Here is a 21,173-nt window from a genome sequence, read left to right as displayed (position 1 = left end):
CACCTTTCCGGGAGGCTTGTCTTGGGCTTGTCGGGGGTGGACACTAAGGAGATCTTCTGCGAATGAACATCGCAGGAACAATTCGTCCTTTAATTGTTCCGAAGGCGCTTCCGCTTTTCTAATTCAGTTGTGATACCAATGTCTTCATGGTATTTTAGATGTATGCCAATTTGTGATTTCTAGTATTTCCCTTTCTAAAAAGTGAATTTGATTTCACTTATACAGTATTGGAAGTAATCTTATTTAGATAATAAGAATTTGAGGTGGAAGTGTGAAAAGAATAGGAGTGCTTACGAGTGGAGGGGATTCCCCGGGCATGAACGCGGCAATTCGTGCCGTAGTAAGAAAAGCTATTTATCATGATATAGAGGTTTTTGGAGTTTTAGGAGGATATTCAGGGCTTATAAGCGGGAATATTAACAAACTGGAGCTTGGTTCAGTTGGAGATATCATCCATCGCGGGGGAACGATATTATACTCTGCTCGATGTGAGGAATTCAAAACAAAAGATGGCCAACAAAGAGGATTGGAACAGTTAAAGAAATATGGGATTGAAGGATTAGTCGTTATTGGAGGAGATGGGTCCTATCATGGTGCAAGAGCACTATCTGAGCAAGGTTTTCCATGCATTGGCGTTCCGGGAACGATAGACAATGATATTGCAGGAACTCAGTATACCATCGGCTTCGATACGGCTATTAATACGGTTATTGACGCAATTGATAAAATACGAGATACAGCTACCTCTCATGAACGCACCTTTATTATTGAGGTCATGGGAAGAAATGCAGGAGACATTGCTCTATGGGCGGGATTAGCCGGTGGGGCAGAAACCATTCTTATTCCAGAAGAAAAATATAATATGGATGAAATTGCTGCCAGACTAATTAAGGGACATGCACGGGGTAAGAAGCATAGTATTATCATCGTGGCAGAAGGTGTGACAACGGGAATGGATTTTGCCAAAGAACTCGAGGAAGCTACGAATTTTGATACACGGGTTTCTGTCTTAGGACATATGCAGCGCGGCGGCTCTCCAACAGCATTTGACCGTGTTCTCGCCAGTCGCCTTGGTGCATATGCGGTAGAGCTCTTGCTTGAAGGCAAGGGAGGACGTGCTGTTGGAATTGAGAACAATCTAGTTGTTGACCATGATTTTAATAAGGTCCTTGATACTAAGCATGTAGTGGATCTTGGAATCTTTAGATTATCAAAGGAACTTTCGATTTAATAGAGGAGGAAACATCATGCGAAAAACAAAGATCGTATGTACGATTGGACCAGCCAGTGAGAGTGTTGAAAAATTAATGCAGTTAATTGAAGCTGGGATGAATGTGGCACGTTTAAACTTTTCACATGGAAATTTCGAAGAGCATGGACAGCGAATCCGAAATATACGGGAGGCAGCTAGACGGGCGGAAAAAACGGTTGCTATTCTTTTAGATACGAAAGGTCCTGAAATTCGTACTCATAATATGAGACACGATGCCATTGAATTGAAAGCAGGCAATGAAATCATTGTTTCTATGAATGAAGTAGAAGGGACAGCGGAGAGGTTTTCTGTTACATATGCCGAGTTAATTAATGACATAGAGGTAGGTTCTAAGATATTACTTGATGATGGTTTGATTGCTCTTGAGGTGAACAAGATTGATAAGGCTTCAAAAGAAATTCATACGATCATTTTAAATGGCGGAATATTAAAGAATAAGAAGGGTGTTAATGTTCCAGGAGTATCTGTAAATTTACCTGGTATAACAGAAAAGGACGCTCAAGATATCCTTTTTGGAATTGAACAGGGAATTGACTTTATCGCAGCTTCATTTGTTCGCAGAGCATCTGATGTTCTGGAAATTAGACAGCTATTAGAAGACAATCAGGCTTCACATATCCAGATCATACCTAAAATTGAAAACCAAGAAGGAGTCGATAAAATCGATGAAATTCTTGAGGTGTCTGATGGAATAATGGTTGCTAGAGGAGATCTTGGCGTTGAAATACCTGCGGAAGAGGTTCCTTTAGTGCAGAAGCAATTAATCAAAAAATGCAATGCACAAGGAAAACCTGTCATTACAGCTACACAAATGCTTGACTCCATGCAGCGCAACCCTCGTCCTACTCGAGCTGAAGCAAGTGATGTAGCAAATGCCATCTTTGATGGTACTGATGCTATCATGCTTTCTGGAGAAACAGCTGCAGGCGCATATCCTTTTGAAGCTGTGCAAACGATGCATAATATTGCTTCCCGTGCAGAGACAGCTTTAGCCCATAAAGAAATTCTCTCCTCACGCAGTAAAGACAATGAACATAATATAACCGATGCTATTGGTCAATCTGTTGCACATACGGCACTTAACCTTGATGTTCATGCCATAATCACACCTACTGAAAGCGGTCATACGGCAAGGATGATTTCTAAGTATCGTCCTAAAGCACCGATTGTCGCTGTTACATCAAATGATTATGTTTCTCGCCGTCTTGCACTCGTTTGGGGAGTTTATCCGCAAATTGGAAGAAAGGCATCAACAACAGATGACATGCTTGATGCCGCAGTAGAAGAAAGCTTAAATAGCGGGATTGTGTCTTCTGGTGATTTAGTTGTTATAACAGCGGGTGTTCCGGTAGGTGAAGCAGGAACGACAAACTTGATGAAAATACATGTCGTAGGGGATATCTTGGTAAAGGCTCAAGGAATTGGACGAAAGTCTGCATTTGGAAAAGTAGTTGTTGCCCGTAATGCAGAGGAAGCGAATGCTAAAGTAACAGAAGGAGCCATTTTAGTAACAATTGGATCGGATCGAGAAATGGTGCCAGCTATCGAGAAGTGCAGCGCGCTTATTACAGAGGAAGGCGGGCTAACGAGTCATGCGGCAGTAGTTGGAATTAATATTGGCATACCTGTTATCGTTGGAGTTGAAAATGCAACAACTTTATTGAAGGATGGGCAGGAAATTACAGTCGACTCCAATCGGGGTGTTATTTATAACGGGCATGCTAGTGTTCTCTAACATGGTGACACTATGAGATATTTAATATTATTGATCATTGTTGTTCCCGCTGCAGAGATTGGGATGCTCCTCCTCTCAGGGAATTTTATAGGGGTATGGCCAACAATTGGATTAATTGTATTTACAGGCGTATTGGGAGCATATTTAGCTAAGAAACAGGGGCTTGAAACGATAAGGCGAGCTAGGGAGCAGCTGAGCTATGGCCGAATGCCAGGAGACGCGATTCTCGATGGGATATGTGTGTTAATCGGTGGAACATTGCTTCTCACCCCGGGTTTTTTAAGTGATATTACTGGTTTACTCTTATTAGCTCCCCCAACAAAAAGCATATTCAAAAAGCTCATGATTAAATGGTTTCGAAAATGGATAGACAGAAATACAATAACGATTATAAGATAAGCTGAAATAGAGAAAGGTCATTCCACAATGGAATGACCTTTTTCTGCATGTATTTAAGACTCAGGTTTCCCTTTGATAAATAGCCATAAATCATGGAATACGTTAGCTTTATGCAGGGTTGTAATAATGACTAGAGTAACAGGGCCGACAATCAGTCCTAAAAATCCAATTAACTTAAACCCGACAAACAAGGCAATTAAAGTAGCTAAAGGATCAAGTCCGATGTTGGAGGAAAGTATTTTTGGCTCCATAATTTGACGCTGAACGAGAACAATTGTATATAAAATCCCTAATCCGATAGCCATACCTAAATCTCCAGCAACGGCTTCATAAATGATCCAGGGAACAAAAATTAATCCGGTCCCTAAATAAGGGATAATGTCAACAATTCCTGCAATTAGTGCAATCGTTATTGCATAATCAACTCTTAAAATTAATAACCCAATTAAAATGATGACTGTTGAGATGGAGATAAGTGTTGCTTGGGCTTTCACAAATCCAAAAAGAGCTTTTTTAAGGTCTGCAAAAACTGTTATTCCGCTCGTCTTCGCTCGGTTTGGAAGCAGTTTGCCGGCCATTGCAGAAAGCCGGTACCAATCTTTACTAATAAAAAATGTGCCAAGCAACGAGAAAATCAAAACAGTTGCTGCATTCGGAAACCAAGATAAAATATTCGGTATTTTGCCAAAGAAGTTTTGAATAAATGTCCCTAAAGTTGACCCAATCTTCTTTCCGACATTCTCTATATTTTCCATAATTGTACCTTGCTGCCCGGTATCCAGACTATTAAAAAGACTTGTTATCTGATTGTAAAATGGAATAATTTGTCCTGCAAAGAATTGTTCAACATAATCAATAAGTGTTTCCAAATGATCTGGAACTACTTTAGCCAAGTAATCTGCACCTGATACAATCTCTGCTATTAATAGAGTGATCAGACCTGCAAATAGAGCGATAATCAGAACTATACTAATTAGCACCGCTAGTGCACGAGGCATTCGCCATTTATTCTGGAGGAAATTAACGAGCGGGTTAATAAGAAAGGCAATGGCAAAACCAATAATAAACGGGTATGTCACTTTTGAAACATAGAAAAAACCTATAAGAATCAATAGAGCAAAGCCGATAACGAATAATAACCTTAACGTTCGATAAAAATATACTGGGTTCAAGCAAGTACCTCCTTATGACATTGCATAAAAGCTAATATTATTTACTCAAATTACAGAAGAAAGTTTCATTATTTAAAGAAATAACAATAAAAACTTAATGGAAAAGATATTTCTCTGCAGAATATTTTACCATTTCCAAAATAGGATATCATCTTATAAACACACTAATCTTCTGATAGGGAAAAATTGTAATAAAAGGTAATTTATTTTTAATAATTCTGAAATTATGTTAGAATAATATTAAGAATAGAATGTATTTTTTATTCGTATCCATACTAAAAATGACTTTATATTAATGGGAAACTTTGTATTTTTTGGTTTAGATCTATTGGGTGTATTTAACAATAATACCATTTTTTTCTATAATATAAGAAATATTAATAACGCTTAATAAGTAAAACTTATTGATTTGCAAAAAAATATTAATTTTTTCTTATTTTTCGATGCGTTTCCATTCACAAGTGTCAGATAATTGTTTATAATAGGACATGAAAATGCAACCTTTTACAAAGTCCTTTAAGAAATAAAAGTAAAAATATATTTATATTTCTACTATTATTTCTATATATTTATTATAGAATGGAAATGTAAGCATTTTCATTCTAGTTGTTTACCGAGCACTCGCTCGAATCGATTATGTGATATTGATTAATTCCAATCAAGGAATAAGAGATTTAATAGGTTGCCTTTTTATCAATTTTAACTGGTCTGTAGTTCGACATTTGTCGACTTAAAAGGGTGAAGTTGTTGCCCATATATCAGATGTACCTGATTAAAAAGTCATAAGGATTTAGCTTAGAACATGATAAACAGACAAAAGGGTATGGGGAAATCTTATTATGTAAAGGAGAGAGTCAGTATGACAGTTACACGCGGTCTTGAAGGGGTAGTTGCTACAACATCATCAATTAGTTCTATCATTGATGATACATTAACATATGTAGGATATGACATTGATGATTTAGCTGAAAATGCAAGCTTTGAAGAAGTGATATATTTGCTTTGGCATAGAAAGCTTCCGAATCAATCACAATTAGAGGATTTAAAAAATCAATTAGCAGAAAATATGGAATTGCCAAAGGAAGTATTAGAGCATTTTAAAATGTATCCGATTGATCAAGTACACCCGATGGCTGCTTTACGTACAGCTGTTTCTCTTTTAGGATTATACGATGAAGAAGCCGACTTGATGGATAAAGAATCTAATTATAACAAAGCTATTCGTCTGCAAGCAAAAATGCCTGCAATCGTTACAGCATTTTCAAGAATTAGAAAAGGTCTTGACCCAATTGCACCAAGAAAAGATCTTGGCTTTGCTGCAAACTTCTTATATATGTTATCAGGAAAAGAGCCTGAAGCCATTGCCATTGAAGCTTTTGATAAGGCACTTGTTCTTCATGCAGACCACGAGTTGAACGCTTCAACATTTACTGCACGTGTTTGTGTGGCGACATTATCGGATGTTTATTCAGGTGTTACAGCCGCAATCGGGGCTTTAAAAGGACCATTACACGGTGGGGCCAACGAAGCAGTTATGAAAATGTTAACTGAAATTAGTACACTTGAAAACGTTGAACCATATGTTCGCGGCAAGCTTGAAAAGAAAGAAAAAATTATGGGCTTTGGACATCGCGTTTATCGCAAAGGCGATCCGCGTGCTAAGCATTTAAGAGACATGTCTAAGAAATTAACAGAACTGACAGGTGAACCGCATTGGTTTGAAATGTCTACAAAAATTGAAAATATCGTAACGGGTGAGAAGAATCTTCCGCCAAATGTTGATTTCTATTCTGCTTCTGTATACCATAGCTTAGGTATTGATCATGATTTATTTACACCAATCTTTGCAGTAAGCCGTGTGTCAGGCTGGCTGGCTCATATTTTAGAACAATATGATAACAACCGATTAATCCGTCCGCGTGCAGATTATACTGGTCCCGGCATGCAGAAATATGTTCCAATCAAGCAAAGAGGATAAGCTTTGGGTGACAGAAAAATAATGTGAGAAATACAGGAATATTTTCAAATTGGAAAAATTCTGTAATAAATAGAGCAGATAAAGGTTAGGGGCTCAAAGCCATCTAACCTTTGATTCTGATAGATAGGTTTGACACCCTAGATTGTGAATTGCCATAGGGATATGTCAATGCTTTTCAAAAAATGGAGGGAATAATCATGCAAGGTGAAAAAATCACGGTAAGTAATGGTGTATTAAATGTACCAAATAATCCAGTAGTTCCTTTTATCGAAGGAGATGGAACAGGTCCAGACATTTGGGCTTCATCTTCAAGAGTATTAGACGCTGCTGTGGAGAAAGCATATAATGGCGAGCGTAAAATTGTCTGGAAAGAAGTATTAGCGGGAGAAAAGGCTTTTAATCAAACAGGCGAATGGCTTCCATCTGAAACTCTAGATGTCATTAACGATTATTTAATTGCAATTAAAGGTCCATTAACGACTCCAATTGGCGGAGGTATCCGTTCCTTAAACGTAGCGCTGCGCCAAGAATTAGACCTTTTCGTATGCTTGCGTCCAGTTCGCTGGTTTGAAGGTGTTCCTTCACCTGTTAAACGCCCACAAGACACAGATATGGTAATCTTCCGTGAAAATACTGAAGATATCTATGCGGGAATTGAATACGCAAATGGTTCAGATGAAGTAAAGAAATTAGTTTCCTTCCTTCAAAATGAACTAGGAGTAAATAAAATCCGTTTCCCTGAGACATCTGGAATTGGAATTAAACCAGTTTCTGAAGAAGGAACGAGCCGTTTAGTGCGTGCTGCAATTGAGTATGCTATTAAAGAGGGACGTAAATCATTAACGCTAGTACATAAAGGTAATATTATGAAATTTACTGAAGGTGCCTTTAAAAACTGGGGTTATGAGCTTGCTGAAAGAGAATACGGGGATAAAGTATTCACTTGGGCTCAATATGATCGTATTAAGGATGCTGAAGGCACTGAAGCTGCTAACAAAGCTCAGGCAGATGCAGAAGCTGCTGGTAAGATTATCGTTAAAGATGCTATCGCTGACATTTTCTTACAGCAAATCCTTACACGACCAAAAGAATTTGATGTAGTTGCGACAATGAACCTAAATGGTGATTATATTTCTGATGCACTTGCTGCTCAAGTTGGGGGCATTGGAATCGCTCCAGGAGCAAACATTAACTATGTAACTGGACACGCCATCTTCGAAGCAACACACGGAACTGCTCCCAAGTATGCGGGCTTAGACAAAGTGAATCCTTCATCTGTTATTCTGTCTGGTGTATTAATGTTAGAACACTTAGGATGGAACGAAGCAGCAAATATGATCGTAAAATCAATGGAAAAGACTATTGAATCTAAAGTTGTTACTTACGATTTTGCTCGCTTAATGGAAGGTGCAACAGAAGTTAAATGTTCTGAATTTGGGGATGAATTAATTAAAAATATGGAGTAATATATATATAATGGAGGCTGTTCATGAAGGTTCAAAGGCTAATAAGCACTTGGTCCCGTCTAGTTGCAGCCTCCTTTTTACATATTTAAAATACCTGAACATTCCAAGGGAGGAACTCTAATGTCTTTAAAACGCAAAAAGATTTCCGTAATTGGCAGTGGATTTACTGGGGCAACAACTGCATTTTTACTTGCCCAAAAAGAGCTTGGAGATGTAGTATTAGTTGATATTCCACAAATGGAAAACCCTACAAAAGGTAAAGCTTTAGACATGCTTGAAGCAAGTCCAGTTCAAGGCTTTGATGCAAATATTACTGGAACTTCAAACTATGAAGAAACAGCTGATACTGATATCGTTGTAGTAACAGCTGGTATTGCACGTAAGCCAGGAATGAGCAGGGATGATTTAGTACAAACAAACCAAAAGATTATGAAGAGTGTAGCACAGGAAATTGTGAAATACTCGCCTAACAGCTTTATAGTTGTGTTAACAAACCCTGTAGATGCAATGACTTATACCATTTTTAAAGAAACAGGTTTCCCTAAAAATCGTGTAATCGGGCAATCAGGTGTTCTTGATACAGCTCGTTTCCGTACGTTTATTGCACAAGAGTTAAATCTTTCCGTTAAAGATATTACTGGTTTTGTTCTTGGCGGACATGGAGACGATATGGTTCCATTAGTGCGTTATTCTTATGCTGGAGGAATCCCTCTAGAAACATTAATTCCACAAGACCGTTTAGATGCGATTGTAGAACGTACTCGTAAAGGCGGCGGAGAAATCGTTAATCTTCTTGGTAATGGCAGTGCTTATTATGCACCTGCAGCTTCTCTTGTTGAAATGTGTGAAGCTATACTTAAAGACCAGCGTCGTGTTCTTCCGTCAATTGCTTACCTGGAGGGTGAGTATGGTTATGAAGGAATCTACCTAGGAGTACCGACTATCCTTGGAGCTAACGGAATTGAGAAAGTAATCGAGCTTGAGCTTACTGCAGATGAAAAGTCAGCGCTTGATAAGTCTGCTGAAGCTGTACGCAGCGTGATGGATGTTTTGGCATAATCATACAATGAAAAATTCGGAGGGATGCCCTCCGAATTTTTTAAAAACTAAAAATTTGGCCCTCCTATTGGAACTTTATCATGATGGATAAAGGTGGTATAATGTTTTAATAAACAAAATAATTTAACAGTAATCAGATAAATAGTTGGAAACGTTTACATAAAGATGGAGGTGCCCAAAATTGTTACTTGGGAAAAAGCGAAAACTTGGAAGGAAAATTGCAGAAATAAATGTAGGGGAAAAATTAACCTTAACAGAAAAAATTGAGGATAAGGATTTACTCCTCTATTTAGGTCTTACGAATGACGCTAACCCACTTTATATTCAGCATGACTATGCATCACAAACACCATATAAAAAGCCAATTGTTCCAAGCATTATGTTGAATGGCATCATAAATTCAGCCATTTCTAAATATTTGCCTGGCCCGGGATCTCATATATTAAAGCAAGAAATTGATTATGTTAAACCTGTTTTTCACTATGGAACTATCCAGTTTCTTTTTGAGGTCACGGAAGTTAGTAAAAGCAGTCATACCATTCAAATTAAGGTACAAGGCACAAATGAAGATGATGAAATGGTCATTAATGGAACATTACTTGTATGCCCGCCTCATCGTATTCAAGCAATGGACGGCGACACACTTGAAAATTTCTAATGATTCTTCGAAAAGACATATGGTAGACGTATGTCTTTTTCTTTTCCTCAGAATATTGAAATGTTTGTCACTCTTGTTACATTTTCGCTGTCAGTATATATTAGTAATAGGATGAGGTAAGGGGTTTTTATCACGTTATTTAAGGGGAATACCGATTTAAACGGAGGTTAGCATGGGTAAGAAAATATTAGTAGTTGATGATGAACAGTCCATTCTCACTTTATTGGAGTACAATCTTAAACAGGCAGGGTATGAAGTCATCACTGCCATGGATGGAGAAACAGGAAAGAATCTTGCCATCTCAGAAAAGACTGATTTAATTGTACTTGATCTTATGCTTCCAAAAATGGATGGGATTGAGGTATGTAAGGAACTTCGCCAAGAAAAGGTCATGACACCCATTTTAATGCTGACTGCTAAGGATGATGAATTTGATAAAGTTTTAGGGCTGGAGTTAGGGGCAGATGATTATATGACAAAGCCCTTTAGTCCGAGAGAAGTTGTAGCTAGGGTCAAGGCTATTTTGAGAAGGACGCAGATGTTGTCAGAGGCTATGGAAGATGCTGCAGATGAATTAGAGTATATCCAAATTGTAGGCTTAAAGATTTTCCCTGATCAATATGAAGCCTATTTTGAAGATGAGCTACTTGAATTAACTCCGAAGGAATTTGAACTCCTCTTATATTTAGCGAAGAATAAGGGACGTGTATTAACAAGAGATCAGCTATTAAGCGCGGTATGGAACTATGACTTTGCTGGGGACACTCGGATTGTGGATGTCCATATAAGTCATTTAAGAGAAAAGATCGAGGCTGATACGAAAAAGCCCATTTATATCAAAACTATTCGCGGATTAGGATATAAGCTTGAGGAGCCTAAATGAGAATGGCCAAATTTCGCTCACGGCTTCTGTTTGGTTTAATTACATTAATATTTGCTGTATTAATTGGACTTGGTGTCCTATTAGGACAGCTTTTTAAAAGCTATTACTTGAATGCTTTTGATGAGCGGCTGAAAAAGGAAAGTGTATTGTTATCGAACTTTATTGAAGATGAAGGCGGTATTCAATCGATTAATAAGGAAGAAATCAATAATTACAGCAAAATGCTTGATGCACGAGTAACTGTTGTTGATATGTCTGGTGCAATCATTCATGATAGCGACCCATTAAAGGATTATTTGAGTAATCAAAAGCATCAATCGATTATTCATGAAATGATTGCTTATAAGGATATGAGCCATCACTTAATTAAAGATACTGGAGTGTACGATTTACATTATTATTGGCATCCAGTCTCGCTATCAGGCAAAAAAGAAGGCTATATTTTTCTAAGTACCCATATGACTGAAATAAATAATGCTTATAAACAGATATGGAAGCTGTTAACGATCATTCTGAGCATTTCATTTATTGTCATATTATTATTAGGATCAAGAATGACAACAAGATATACAAAACCTATTGAGGCCGCAACGAAAACAGCGATTGAGCTAGCGAAGGGGAATTACCGTGCTCGTACTTATGAAGACCATAATAACGAAACCGGTATGCTAAGTGCATCGATTAATGTGCTGGCAAGAAATTTGCAAGATATGAGAAAAACTCAAGAAATGCAGCAGGACCGGCTTTCAGCTCTTATAGAAAATATGGGAAGCGGATTGATATTGATTGATAGCAAAGGATTTATCAGTATGCTTAACCGTACATATAAAGAAATTTTTAATGTAAATCCCATTGAGTATATGAATAAGCTTTATTATGAAGTAATAGAGTATGGCGAAATTGTTTCTCTTATAGAAGAAATATTTATGACTGAAGAGAAAGTAAAGAAGCAAATTATTATTCCATTAGGAAGTGGACGGAGGCATTTTGAGGTTTATGGAGTGCCAATTATCGGAACGAATGATGTGTGGAAGGGTGTCCTTTTAGTTTTTCATGATATTACAGATATTAAGAAGCTTGAGCAAGTGAGGAAGGACTTTGTTGCAAATGTTTCACATGAATTGAAAACACCCATTACATCGATTAAAGGTTTTTCGGAAACACTTTTAGATGGAGCAATGGAGGATAAACAATCTTTAGAAGCGTTTTTGAAAATTATTCTGCAGGAGAGCGACCGACTACAGTCTCTTGTTCACGATTTATTAGATTTATCGAAGATTGAGCAGCAAAATTTTAATCTGTCTATTCAGTCATACAATATTGCAGATACTCTTGAAGAAGTAATAGCGATTTTAGACCAAAAAGCTGCAGAAAGAGAAATTAGCTTAATGATCGAGAAAGAAAATGATCCAATCCTCATCGAGGGTGATGCAGACCGGCTCAAACAAATTTTCTTGAATTTAATCAATAATGCTGTTACTTATACGCCAAATGGCGGAAGTGTTTCAATATCATTAAAAGAATCTCAATCGAAGGTTTTCATTAAAGTAGCGGACACAGGTATCGGAATTTCGAAGGAAGAAATCCCTCGAATATTTGAGCGATTCTATCGTGTAGATAAAGCCCGTAGCCGAAATTCCGGCGGAACAGGCTTAGGGTTAGCTATCGTCAAGCATTTAGTCGAAGCGCATAAAGGAAATGTTTCGGTTGAAAGTAAGATAGGGGAAGGGACAACCTTTTTTATTGAACTGAATAAAAATCTTCCTAAAGGCTACTGATGGATGAAGTGAATGGTTATTTTACATGTTCTTAACAATTAGCAAATGTTAGCTTAATAATTGCTTGATAGAATCATGTATGAAGAACCCCTTCATCCAAAGGAAAATGAAAAAGACGAAAGCAAACCCCGCTTTCGTCTTTTTTGCAATTTTATGAAACCTTTAGGCTAATGAAACGTATTAATTGTAAAGAACCTGTAACAGGAAGGGGAGAGAGTATGGTCAGCTTAAAAAGAATATATACAGTAACTGGCCTTGTACTGCTAATTATTATTTTGGGCATCACCGCCTTGACTACTTGGTATACGGTGGATGAATCTGATCAGGCTGTGATTTTAACTTTTGGAAAGGTTGAGGAAGGAATTACAGAACCAGGTCTCCATTTCAAATTGCCATGGCCAATTCAAAGCGTAGAGAAAGTTTCAAAAGAAACATTCAGTCTTCAATTTGGATTTGAAGAAAAAGACGGCCAAATGAAGGACTTTCCAGAAGAGACAAAAATGATTACAGGGGATGAAAACATCGTCCTCGCTGATCTTGTAGTGCAGTGGAAAATTACCGATCCAGAAAAATTCCTATACAATTCTAGTAATCCCGAAGAAATTCTATATGATGCTACCTCGGCTTCTTTAAGAAGTATTATTGGAAACTCCAAAATTGATGATGCTTTAACATCTGGGAAGGCAAAAATTGAAGCCGATGTAAGGGATTTATTAAGCTCTTTAATTGAAAAATATGATATTGGTTTATCCATTTTGGCTGTAAAGCTTCAAGATGTAGAGCTTCCGAATGATGAAGTTCGGAAGGCATTTACAAATGTGACGGATGCCAGAGAAACTGCCAATACTAAAGAAAACGAAGCAAAAAAGTATGTAAATAAAAGAATGAATGAAGCACAAGGTGAGAAGGATGCACTAATCTATAAAGCTGAAGGGGAAAAAGCAGCACGACTTGAAAGAGCAAGAGGGGATGTAGCTGTTTTCAATAAAATTTACGCAGAATATAAGAATAATCCAGACATTACTAGAGAACGACTTGTTATTGAAACACTTGAACAGGTTCTTCCAGATGCAGAAATTTATATTATGAACGATGATGGAAACACATTGAAATACTTCCCAATCAGGCCTCTTGAGAAAGAACAGCCTGTACAAACAGAGGAAGGAAGTGAAAATAAACAATGAGTGATAATAATGTAATTAATATTAATGAGCGCGGCGGAAAAAACACCCAATGGCGAAACTATATTAAAAGTGGTATTTTCTTAGTAATTCTGCTAATTATAATTGGAATCATTCTCAGCAACCTCTTTATTGTAAAAGAGGGAGAGTATAAAGTGATTCGCCAATTTGGTGAAGTTGTCAGAATTGAAAGTGAGCCTGGCTTAAGCTATAAAATTCCATTTATCCAAAGTGTTTCTACGCTGCCAAAATATCAGCTAACGTATGATGTATCAGAAGCTGAAATTAATACAAAAGATAAAAAGCGGATTATTATAGATAACTATGCTGTTTGGCGAATTGAAGATCCGAAGAAGATGATTGCCAATGCGAGAACGCTTGAAAGTGCTGAAACAAGAATGGAGGAATTTATTTATTCCACTACACGTACAGAGCTTGGGCAGCTAAACTACGAAGAGATTATTAATGATGAGAAATCCTCCCGTGGGTCATTAAATGATCGAATTACGGAAAAGGTAAACGAGCTTCTGGCAAAGGATAATTACGGTATTGTCGTCACAGATGTGCGAATGAAACGTACCGATCTACCGGCTGAAAACGAACAGTCTGTATATACGAGAATGATATCTGAACGTGAATCAACAGCACAGGAATACTTATCTAAAGGGGATGCCAATAAAAATCGGATTATTGCCGATACGGATAAACAAGTAAGAGAGCTATTGGCAAAAGCACAGGCGGATGCAGAGGAAATTAGAGCTGATGGGGAATCAGGAGCTGCGAAAATTTATAATGAGGCATTTTCAAAGGATCCTAGCTTCTACTCCTTATACAGAACATTAGAATCCTATAAAAAGACTATTAATGGCGAAACGGTTATCGTTCTGCCGTCAGATTCACCATACGCCCGACTATTAATGGGCTACACGAATTAATTAACTTCTTTCAGCATTCATCTACCACTTCTATAAATTGGAGAAGAATGAAAAAAGGTATCTATTTCAGTGGGGATTCAAACCCCGGCTGAATGAAGTTAAGCCTCCGGCGGATGCCTCAGATTTTTAGGGGAAATTATCGAGCCAGCTCGATAAAAATCTGGGCGCAATTTCGCCGAGCCGAAATTGATTAAGAACCGTTATTTTTCTTTCTTCGTTTGCTCATGGTAAAATGAAGAAAGGAAATAACGGTTTTTTAATGGAATGCTATGTTAATGGTGAAAAAGAGGTGGAATATACTTGAAGAAAAAATTAGTGTTGATTGATGGAAATAGCATTGCTTATCGGGCTTTTTTTGCTTTGCCGCTGCTGAATAATGATAAAGGCATACATACAAATGCAGTTTATGGCTTTACGATGATGTTATCAAAAATTCTGGAGGATGAAAAACCAACCCATATTCTTGTTGCATTTGATGCAGGAAAAACAACCTTTCGTCATAAGACGTTTAGTGAATATAAGGGCGGAAGACAAAAGACGCCACCCGAATTATCAGAGCAATTTCCGTTCATTCGAGAGCTGCTGGATGCCTATCAGATTCCAAGATATGAACTGGAGAACTTTGAAGCAGATGATATTATCGGAACACTTTCACTTCAGGCAGAGAAGGATGACTTTGAAGTAAAGGTGATTTCAGGAGACAAAGACTTAACCCAGCTAAGCTCAGAGAAAACAACAGTAGCCATTACCCGAAAAGGAATTACTGACATAGAGGAATACACCCCTGCTCATATTGCTGATAAGTATGGAATCACACCAGAAAGAATTATCGATATGAAAGGATTAATGGGAGATAGCTCCGATAATATTCCTGGAGTTCCGGGAGTTGGGGAAAAAACAGCTTTGAAATTATTAAAAGAGCATGGAACATTGGAAAACCTTCTAGAATCAATCGATAAAGTAAGCGGGAAAAAACTGCAGGAAAAGCTGGAGGAATTTAAAGACCAGGCAATAATGAGTAAAGAGCTCGCTACGATTACAAGAGAAGCCCCGGTAGACGTACAGCTAAATGAAATTGAATATGAAGGATTTGAAAAAGACGAGGTTATCAGAATCTATAAAGAGCTTGGCTTTAACTCTTTATTAGACAAGCTCGGTGACTTTGACGGTGTTGAAGAAGAAGATTTAGAGGAAATAGAGTTTACGATCGTTGAAGAGGTAACAGAGGAAATTTTTTCTGACATAAATTCTTTTTATGTAGAAATATTAGAAGATAATTACCATTATGCTGATATTATTGGATTTTCGGTAGGAAATGAAAAAGGAATATTCTTTATTTCAGCTGAGAAGGCTATCGCATCTCCGATTTTTAAACAATGGGCTGAGGACAAAAGTAAAGAGAAAATCGTCTACGATGGAAAAAGATCTGAAGTTTCCCTGCGTCATCATGGAATCCATTTATCAGGGATTACATTTGACTTACTTATTGCTGCCTACTTAATCAATCCATCTGAAACGATTGAAGATGTGAGTTCTGTTGCAAAAACACATGGATATACATCCATTCAATCAGATGATGCTTTTTATGGGAAAGGTGCAAAGCGAATCATCCCTGAGGAGCGGAAGCTTGCGGAGCATCTATCTAGAAAGGCTGATGCCCTACTATCTTTGAACGATAAGCTGGATCAGGAGCTTAAAGAAAATCAGCAGGATGGATTATTCTATGACCTAGAATTGCCGCTTTCTCTTATTTTAGCTGATATGGAATCGACAGGGATTAAAATGGATCTTGAGCGTTTACAGGCAATGGGCGATGAGATTTTATCAAAGCTAGTTGATATTGAAGGGCGTATTCATGAATTAGCCGGAGAAAAATTTAATATTAATTCCCCTAAACAGCTGGGAGTTATTTTATTTGATAAATTAGGTCTTCCTGTCTTTAAAAAGACAAAAACAGGTTACTCAACTTCTGCTGATGTCCTTGAAAAGCTTGAGCAGGATCATGATATTATTAAGGAAATACTCCTTTATCGCCAGCTTGCAAAGCTTCAGTCTACGTATATTGAGGGCTTATTAAAAATTGTGAATAAAGAAAATGAGAAGGTTCACACAAGGTTCAATCAGGCTCTTACTCAAACTGGAAGATTAAGTTCAACAGATCCTAATCTTCAGAATATCCCTATTCGACTGGAGGAAGGGAGAAGAATTCGCCAAGCATTTATTCCTTCTGAAAAGAACTGGCTGATCTTTGCTGCTGATTATTCGCAGATCGAGCTAAGAGTACTTGCTCATATTGCTGGTGATGAGAAGCTGATTGATGCATTTAATCAAGATATGGATATTCATACAAAGACCGCAATGGAGGTCTTTCATGTAACTGAAGATGAAGTTACTTCGAATATGCGCCGCCATGCAAAAGCAGTTAACTTTGGAATTGTGTACGGCATTAGTGATTATGGGCTCTCTCAAAGTCTAGGAATTACACGAAAAGAAGCAGGTCAATTCATTAATCGATATTTAGAGAGCTATCCAGGTGTTAAGCAATATATGGAAGATATTGTTTATGATGCTAAACAAAAAGGCTATGTATCCACTCTGCTGCATCGCAGGAGATACTTGCCAGAAATTACGAACCGAAATTTTAACCTCCGAAGCTTTGCAGAACGCACTGCGATGAACACACCGATACAAGGAAGTGCTGCCGACATTATTAAGAAGGCAATGATTGATATGGCCAATCGTTTAAAACAAGAAAAACTGAATTCACGGCTCTTGCTTCAGGTTCACGATGAATTAATCTTTGAAGCACCAGAGGATGAAATTGAACAGTTAAAGAAAGTCGTCCCTGATGTAATGGAAAATGCCATTCAATTAAAAGTTCCATTAAAGGTTGATTACGCCTATGGGCCTACATGGTTTGACGCGAAATAGAAAAGCGGAAGTGCCTTGTTCACCACCGACAAGCACAAGACGAGCCTTTCGGAAAGGTGTTCTTTACCTTTCTGGAAGGATTGGCTTGTGACCTCGAGGGGGTAGGCGCTGGAGCTAGACAAATAGAAAAGCGGAAGTGCTGGAACTAGACAATAGGAGGTGGTTCGATGCCTGAATTGCCAGAGGTGGAAACGATCCGCCGTACGTTGGATGAATTAATTATGAACAAGACGATTGACCATGTTTCAGTTTTCTGGCCGAAAATTGTAAAGCATCCTGAGGAAGTATCGCAATTTAAAGATGCATTAGTTGGGCAGAAGTTTACCGGTACCGGCAGAAGAGGAAAATTTCTTATTCTTTATACTCAGGATTTTGCGCTCATTTCCCATTTGCGAATGGAAGGAAAATATGGGCTTTTTCAGCAGACTGATGAAGTGGATAAGCATACTCATGTTATTTTCCATTTCACAGATGGTACAGAACTTCGCTATAAGGATGTACGGAAATTTGGTACGATGCATCTATATTTAAAAGGTGAAGAATTTAATCGTCTTCCTCTTTCTCAATTAGGTCCAGAACCTTTTTCTGATGGTTTTACAAAGGAAGAATTAGCTGAGAAACTTTCAAAGACGAAAAGGAATATTAAAGCTGTTCTCCTAGATCAAAAGGTGGTGGTTGGTCTCGGTAATATTTATGTTGATGAAGCACTATTCCGGGCGCAGATCCATCCGGAGAGACATGCTGACACTATAACCAATTCTGAATTAACAAGACTTCATAAAGAAATAATAGCTACATTGTCTGAAGCTGTTGACAAAGGGGGAAGTACGATCCGTTCGTACATTAACTCCCAAGGTCAAATTGGTATGTTTCAGCTCGAGCTTTTAGTTTATGGCAGGAAAGGGGAAGACTGTAAAGTTTGCGGCAGTCAGCTTGAAAGAATTATTTCCGGCGGACGTGGAACTGTATTCTGTCCTTCATGCCAAAAAAAATAATGTTAAACTCGCCATTTCAGGCGAGTTTTTCGTTCTCAAGTGCTTAAAAAGTTTTTCAATAACAATGGATAGGCTTCTCCCATATACTATCTTAGCGTTTGACAGGTAGCAACAGGTTACGTGTTGATACGAGGGAGGAGTCCTATCCAAATGATGCATACAATATCACTTTTTTTACTAGCATTTGCTGTTAGTCTAGATAGCTTTAGTGTAGGATTAACTTATGGATTACGAAAAATGAGCATCCCATTGAAATCAATTGGAATCATCGCTTGCTGTTCAGCAATCGCATTAGTGATTGCCATGACAATCGGTCGCTTCATTATTGGCTTTTTTTCACCTGCTTTCGCGGAAAGTGTTGGGGGAATCATTCTTATTTGCCTTGGAGTGTGGGTGCTTATTCAATTTTTCCGTTCAGGAAAGTCCAAGGATGCACTTCCCCATGAAAAAACGATTGTCAATTTTGAAATTAAATCGCTTGGTGTTGTTATACAAATTTTGCAAAAGCCAATGTCTGCGGATTTTGATAAATCGGGCACTATAACAGGGATTGAAGCATTAATGCTTGGACTTGCGCTATCCCTTGATGCATTCGGTGCTGGGATTGGCGCAGCTATGCTGGGGTTTTCCCCATATTATTTAGCTCTGACAGTGGCTGTCATGAGTTCACTGTTTGTATATATGGGCCTAAAAGTGGGGTCCGTTTTCTCCAAAAGTGATTGGGTACAGAAATTTTCCTTTATACCGGGGATACTATTAATACTAATTGGGATTTGGAAAATATAACGTAAGAAAGGGAAATGAGATGTCTATAGTTGTCGGCCTGACTGGAGGAATCGCAAGTGGAAAGAGCACAGTTTCCTCCATCTTAATTGAAAAAGGAGCATTAGTCATTGATGCAGATGTAGAAGCACGCTTAGCTGTCGAAAAAGGAGAAGAAGCCTATAATGAGATCATTGCCCATTTTGGGGATCAAGTCCTGCTTGAAGACGGGTCGATTGACAGAGGAAAACTAGGATCTATCATTTTTCATGATGAACAGCAGCGCCAGAAACTTAACAGTATTGTTCATCCTGCAGTTAGAAAAAGAATGTTGTTGAAGAAAGACAATGCCATTGCAGACGGTGAAAAACTAGTAATTCTCGACATTCCGTTATTATTCGAAAGCAAGCTGACCTCTATGGTTGACAAAACCATTTTAGTATTTGTGGATGAAGATGTTCAATTAGAACGGTTAATGAATCGTAATCATCTCACTAAAGAAGAGGCGATGGCAAGAATTAACTCACAAATGCCGCTTAAGGATAAGGTTCAGCTTGCTGATGAAGTTATAAATAATAATGGTACTATAGCGGAAACAGAGCAGCAGCTTATAGAAATATTGAAAAAATGGAATGCTATGTAGGAGCCTTAAGGGCTCTTTTTGTTTGCAATTGTTAATAAAGAGCAATAGGTTGATTAATCAGAATTATAAAACATTTATTTTCCACACTTTAATCATTACAAACGTCTACTAATATGTTATACTAATTACATATGAATACGATATAAAGTATAACACTTATGCGGAAGGGGCCGTAAAATGAAAGCGAAAATTGCAATTAACGGTTTTGGAAGAATTGGACGAATGGTATTTAGAAAAGCCATTCTTGATGATAAACTTGATGTGGTTGCAGTAAATGCAAGCTATCCAGCTGAAACATTGGCACACTTAATTAAGTATGACACAAATCATGGCCGATTTGAAGGGGAAGTTATTCCGGAAGACGGTGCTCTTATTGTAAATGGTAAGCGTGTACAATTATTAAGCAACCGTAACCCGCAGGAGCTTCCTTGGAAAGAATTAAATATTGATATTGTCATTGAAGCAACTGGTAAATTTAACTCTCGTGATAAAGCAGCACTTCATTTAGAAGCTGGTGCTAAGAAGGTTATTTTAACAGCTCCAGGAAAAAATGAAGACGTTACAATTGTAATGGGTGTGAACGAAGAAGCTTTAAACATTGCAGAGCATGATATTATTTCAAATGCTTCTTGTACAACTAACTGCTTAGCGCCGGTTGCGAAAGTACTTGACGAACAATTTGGCATTGAAAATGGACTAATGACTACGGTTCATGCTTATACGAACGACCAGAACAATATAGACAATCCACATAAGGATTTACGCCGTGCCCGTGCTTGTGCACAATCTATTATTCCAACATCAACAGGTGCAGCTAAAGCGTTAACATTAGTGCTTCCTCATTTAAAAGGCAAGCTTCATGGAATGGCTTTACGTGTTCCAACACCAAACGTTTCTCTAGTTGACCTTGTAGTGGATCTTAAGTCCGATGTAACTGTTGATCAGGTCAATGCAGCATTTGAACAAGCTTCCGAAGGCGCTCTTAGCGGTATTTTAGATATTACTGATGAGCCATTAGTTTCAATCGACTTTAACACAAATCCGCATTCTGCTATCATTGATGGGTTATCCACAATGGTCATTGGAACGAATAAAGTAAAGGTTTTAGCATGGTATGACAATGAATGGGGCTACTCTTGCAGAGTTGTCGATTTAACAAAATATGTTGCACAGGAGCTTCTTAAACCTTCTGCAGTAAATGTTGGTTAATGAAATGCGCCTTGCAGCGCTATTAGGCATGCCAAAATTGGCATGCTTAATTTTTTTTGTCTAGCTCCACAAGGAACACTTCGGCAGCAGAATCATCGCACGAGTAAAAGCGATAG

17 protein-coding genes are annotated in these 21,173 nt (G+C 37.9%); 16 read left to right on the top strand and 1 reads right to left on the bottom strand.

Features of this window, described 5'->3' with window-relative positions:
* Positions 1–271 precede the first annotated feature (271 nt).
* The 3 genes from pfkA to V7149_RS01230 are packed head-to-tail and all read left to right on the top strand — an operon-like array spanning position 272 to position 3,407.
* Positions 272–1,231, top strand: coding sequence for a 6-phosphofructokinase (gene pfkA, locus V7149_RS01240; RefSeq protein ID WP_335343862.1), 960 nt, complete (start codon positions 272–274; stop codon positions 1,229–1,231).
* Between the two features lie 16 nt (positions 1,232–1,247).
* Positions 1,248–3,008, top strand: a complete 1,761-nt coding sequence (pyk, locus tag V7149_RS01235; protein ID WP_335343861.1) for a pyruvate kinase — start codon at positions 1,248–1,250, stop codon at positions 3,006–3,008.
* 12 nt (positions 3,009–3,020) lie between these two features.
* Complete coding sequence (locus V7149_RS01230) at positions 3,021–3,407, top strand: FxsA family protein (RefSeq protein ID WP_335343860.1); 387 nt, start codon at positions 3,021–3,023, stop codon at positions 3,405–3,407.
* Positions 3,408–3,460: 53 nt separating this feature from the next.
* Here the strand turns inward: V7149_RS01230 and ytvI are convergent, their stop codons facing one another.
* Positions 3,461–4,579, bottom strand: a complete 1,119-nt coding sequence (ytvI, locus tag V7149_RS01225; protein WP_335343859.1) for a sporulation integral membrane protein YtvI — start codon at positions 4,577–4,579, stop codon at positions 3,461–3,463.
* Positions 4,580–5,438: 859 nt separating this feature from the next.
* Here ytvI and citZ point away from each other — a divergent pair.
* From citZ to V7149_RS01160, 13 genes are all read left to right on the top strand, one after another.
* Complete coding sequence (gene citZ / locus V7149_RS01220; protein WP_335343858.1) at positions 5,439–6,557, top strand: citrate synthase; 1,119 nt, start codon at positions 5,439–5,441, stop codon at positions 6,555–6,557.
* A gap of 194 nt (positions 6,558–6,751) precedes the next feature.
* On the top strand, positions 6,752–8,023 hold the full coding sequence (gene icd / locus V7149_RS01215) for an NADP-dependent isocitrate dehydrogenase (RefSeq protein ID WP_335343868.1): 1,272 nt from the start codon (positions 6,752–6,754) through the stop codon (positions 8,021–8,023).
* Positions 8,024–8,143: 120 nt separating this feature from the next.
* Complete coding sequence (gene mdh / locus V7149_RS01210; protein WP_335343857.1) at positions 8,144–9,082, top strand: malate dehydrogenase; 939 nt, start codon at positions 8,144–8,146, stop codon at positions 9,080–9,082.
* A 181-nt stretch (positions 9,083–9,263) separates the two neighbouring features.
* A complete protein-coding gene (locus V7149_RS01205; RefSeq protein ID WP_335343856.1) occupies positions 9,264–9,740 on the top strand; it encodes a MaoC/PaaZ C-terminal domain-containing protein in 477 nt (158 codons plus the stop codon).
* Between the two features lie 172 nt (positions 9,741–9,912).
* Complete coding sequence (locus tag V7149_RS01200) at positions 9,913–10,623, top strand: response regulator transcription factor (protein WP_335343855.1); 711 nt, start codon at positions 9,913–9,915, stop codon at positions 10,621–10,623.
* Positions 10,624–10,625: 2 nt separating this feature from the next.
* Positions 10,626–12,401, top strand: coding sequence for a two-component system histidine kinase PnpS (gene pnpS, locus V7149_RS01195; protein ID WP_335343854.1), 1,776 nt, complete (start codon positions 10,626–10,628; stop codon positions 12,399–12,401).
* A 218-nt stretch (positions 12,402–12,619) separates the two neighbouring features.
* Positions 12,620–13,585: an FtsH protease activity modulator HflK gene (gene hflK / locus V7149_RS01190; protein WP_335343853.1), complete on the top strand. Its 966-nt coding sequence runs from the start codon at positions 12,620–12,622 to the stop codon at positions 13,583–13,585.
* Positions 13,582–14,517: a protease modulator HflC gene (hflC, locus tag V7149_RS01185; protein WP_335343852.1), complete on the top strand. Its 936-nt coding sequence runs from the start codon at positions 13,582–13,584 to the stop codon at positions 14,515–14,517. The genes hflK and hflC overlap by 4 nt, the downstream gene beginning before the upstream one ends.
* A 300-nt stretch (positions 14,518–14,817) precedes the next feature.
* The gene (gene polA, locus V7149_RS01180) at positions 14,818–17,448 is read left to right on the top strand and encodes a DNA polymerase I (RefSeq protein WP_335343851.1); all 2,631 of its coding nucleotides are present in this window, start codon (positions 14,818–14,820) and stop codon (positions 17,446–17,448) included.
* A 167-nt stretch (positions 17,449–17,615) separates the two neighbouring features.
* The gene (gene mutM, locus V7149_RS01175; protein WP_335343850.1) at positions 17,616–18,443 is read left to right on the top strand and encodes a DNA-formamidopyrimidine glycosylase; all 828 of its coding nucleotides are present in this window, start codon (positions 17,616–17,618) and stop codon (positions 18,441–18,443) included.
* A gap of 150 nt (positions 18,444–18,593) precedes the next feature.
* Positions 18,594–19,229, top strand: coding sequence for a sporulation membrane protein YtaF (ytaF, locus tag V7149_RS01170; protein WP_335343849.1), 636 nt, complete (start codon positions 18,594–18,596; stop codon positions 19,227–19,229).
* Between the two features lie 19 nt (positions 19,230–19,248).
* On the top strand, positions 19,249–19,848 hold the full coding sequence (gene coaE, locus V7149_RS01165) for a dephospho-CoA kinase (RefSeq protein ID WP_335343848.1): 600 nt from the start codon (positions 19,249–19,251) through the stop codon (positions 19,846–19,848).
* Positions 19,849–20,025: 177 nt separating this feature from the next.
* Positions 20,026–21,057, top strand: coding sequence for a glyceraldehyde-3-phosphate dehydrogenase (locus tag V7149_RS01160; protein ID WP_335343847.1), 1,032 nt, complete (start codon positions 20,026–20,028; stop codon positions 21,055–21,057).
* Positions 21,058–21,173: the final 116 nt, after the last annotated feature.

The sequence above is a fragment of the Bacillus sp. JJ1503 genome (assembly GCF_036965125.1).
GTDB lineage: Bacteria > Bacillota > Bacilli > Bacillales > Cytobacillaceae > Cytobacillus.
The sequence above is the reverse complement of the archived record's forward strand: the minus strand, read 5'-3'. Positions and strand labels throughout refer to the sequence as shown.

Coding starts and splice junctions, on each gene's coding strand:
- hflK (WP_335343853.1), top strand. CDS start 12,620: ATGGTCAGCTTAAAAAGAATATATACAGTAACTGGCCTTGTACTGCTA.
- pyk (WP_335343861.1), top strand. CDS start 1,248: ATGCGAAAAACAAAGATCGTATGTACGATTGGACCAGCCAGTGAGAGT.
- citZ (WP_335343858.1), top strand. CDS start 5,439: ATGACAGTTACACGCGGTCTTGAAGGGGTAGTTGCTACAACATCATCA.
- mutM (WP_335343850.1), top strand. CDS start 17,616: ATGCCTGAATTGCCAGAGGTGGAAACGATCCGCCGTACGTTGGATGAA.
- V7149_RS01200 (WP_335343855.1), top strand. CDS start 9,913: ATGGGTAAGAAAATATTAGTAGTTGATGATGAACAGTCCATTCTCACT.
- mdh (WP_335343857.1), top strand. CDS start 8,144: ATGTCTTTAAAACGCAAAAAGATTTCCGTAATTGGCAGTGGATTTACT.
- hflC (WP_335343852.1), top strand. CDS start 13,582: ATGAGTGATAATAATGTAATTAATATTAATGAGCGCGGCGGAAAAAAC.
- coaE (WP_335343848.1), top strand. CDS start 19,249: ATGTCTATAGTTGTCGGCCTGACTGGAGGAATCGCAAGTGGAAAGAGC.
- V7149_RS01230 (WP_335343860.1), top strand. CDS start 3,021: ATGAGATATTTAATATTATTGATCATTGTTGTTCCCGCTGCAGAGATT.
- pnpS (WP_335343854.1), top strand. CDS start 10,626: ATGGCCAAATTTCGCTCACGGCTTCTGTTTGGTTTAATTACATTAATA.
- ytaF (WP_335343849.1), top strand. CDS start 18,594: ATGATGCATACAATATCACTTTTTTTACTAGCATTTGCTGTTAGTCTA.
- V7149_RS01160 (WP_335343847.1), top strand. CDS start 20,026: ATGAAAGCGAAAATTGCAATTAACGGTTTTGGAAGAATTGGACGAATG.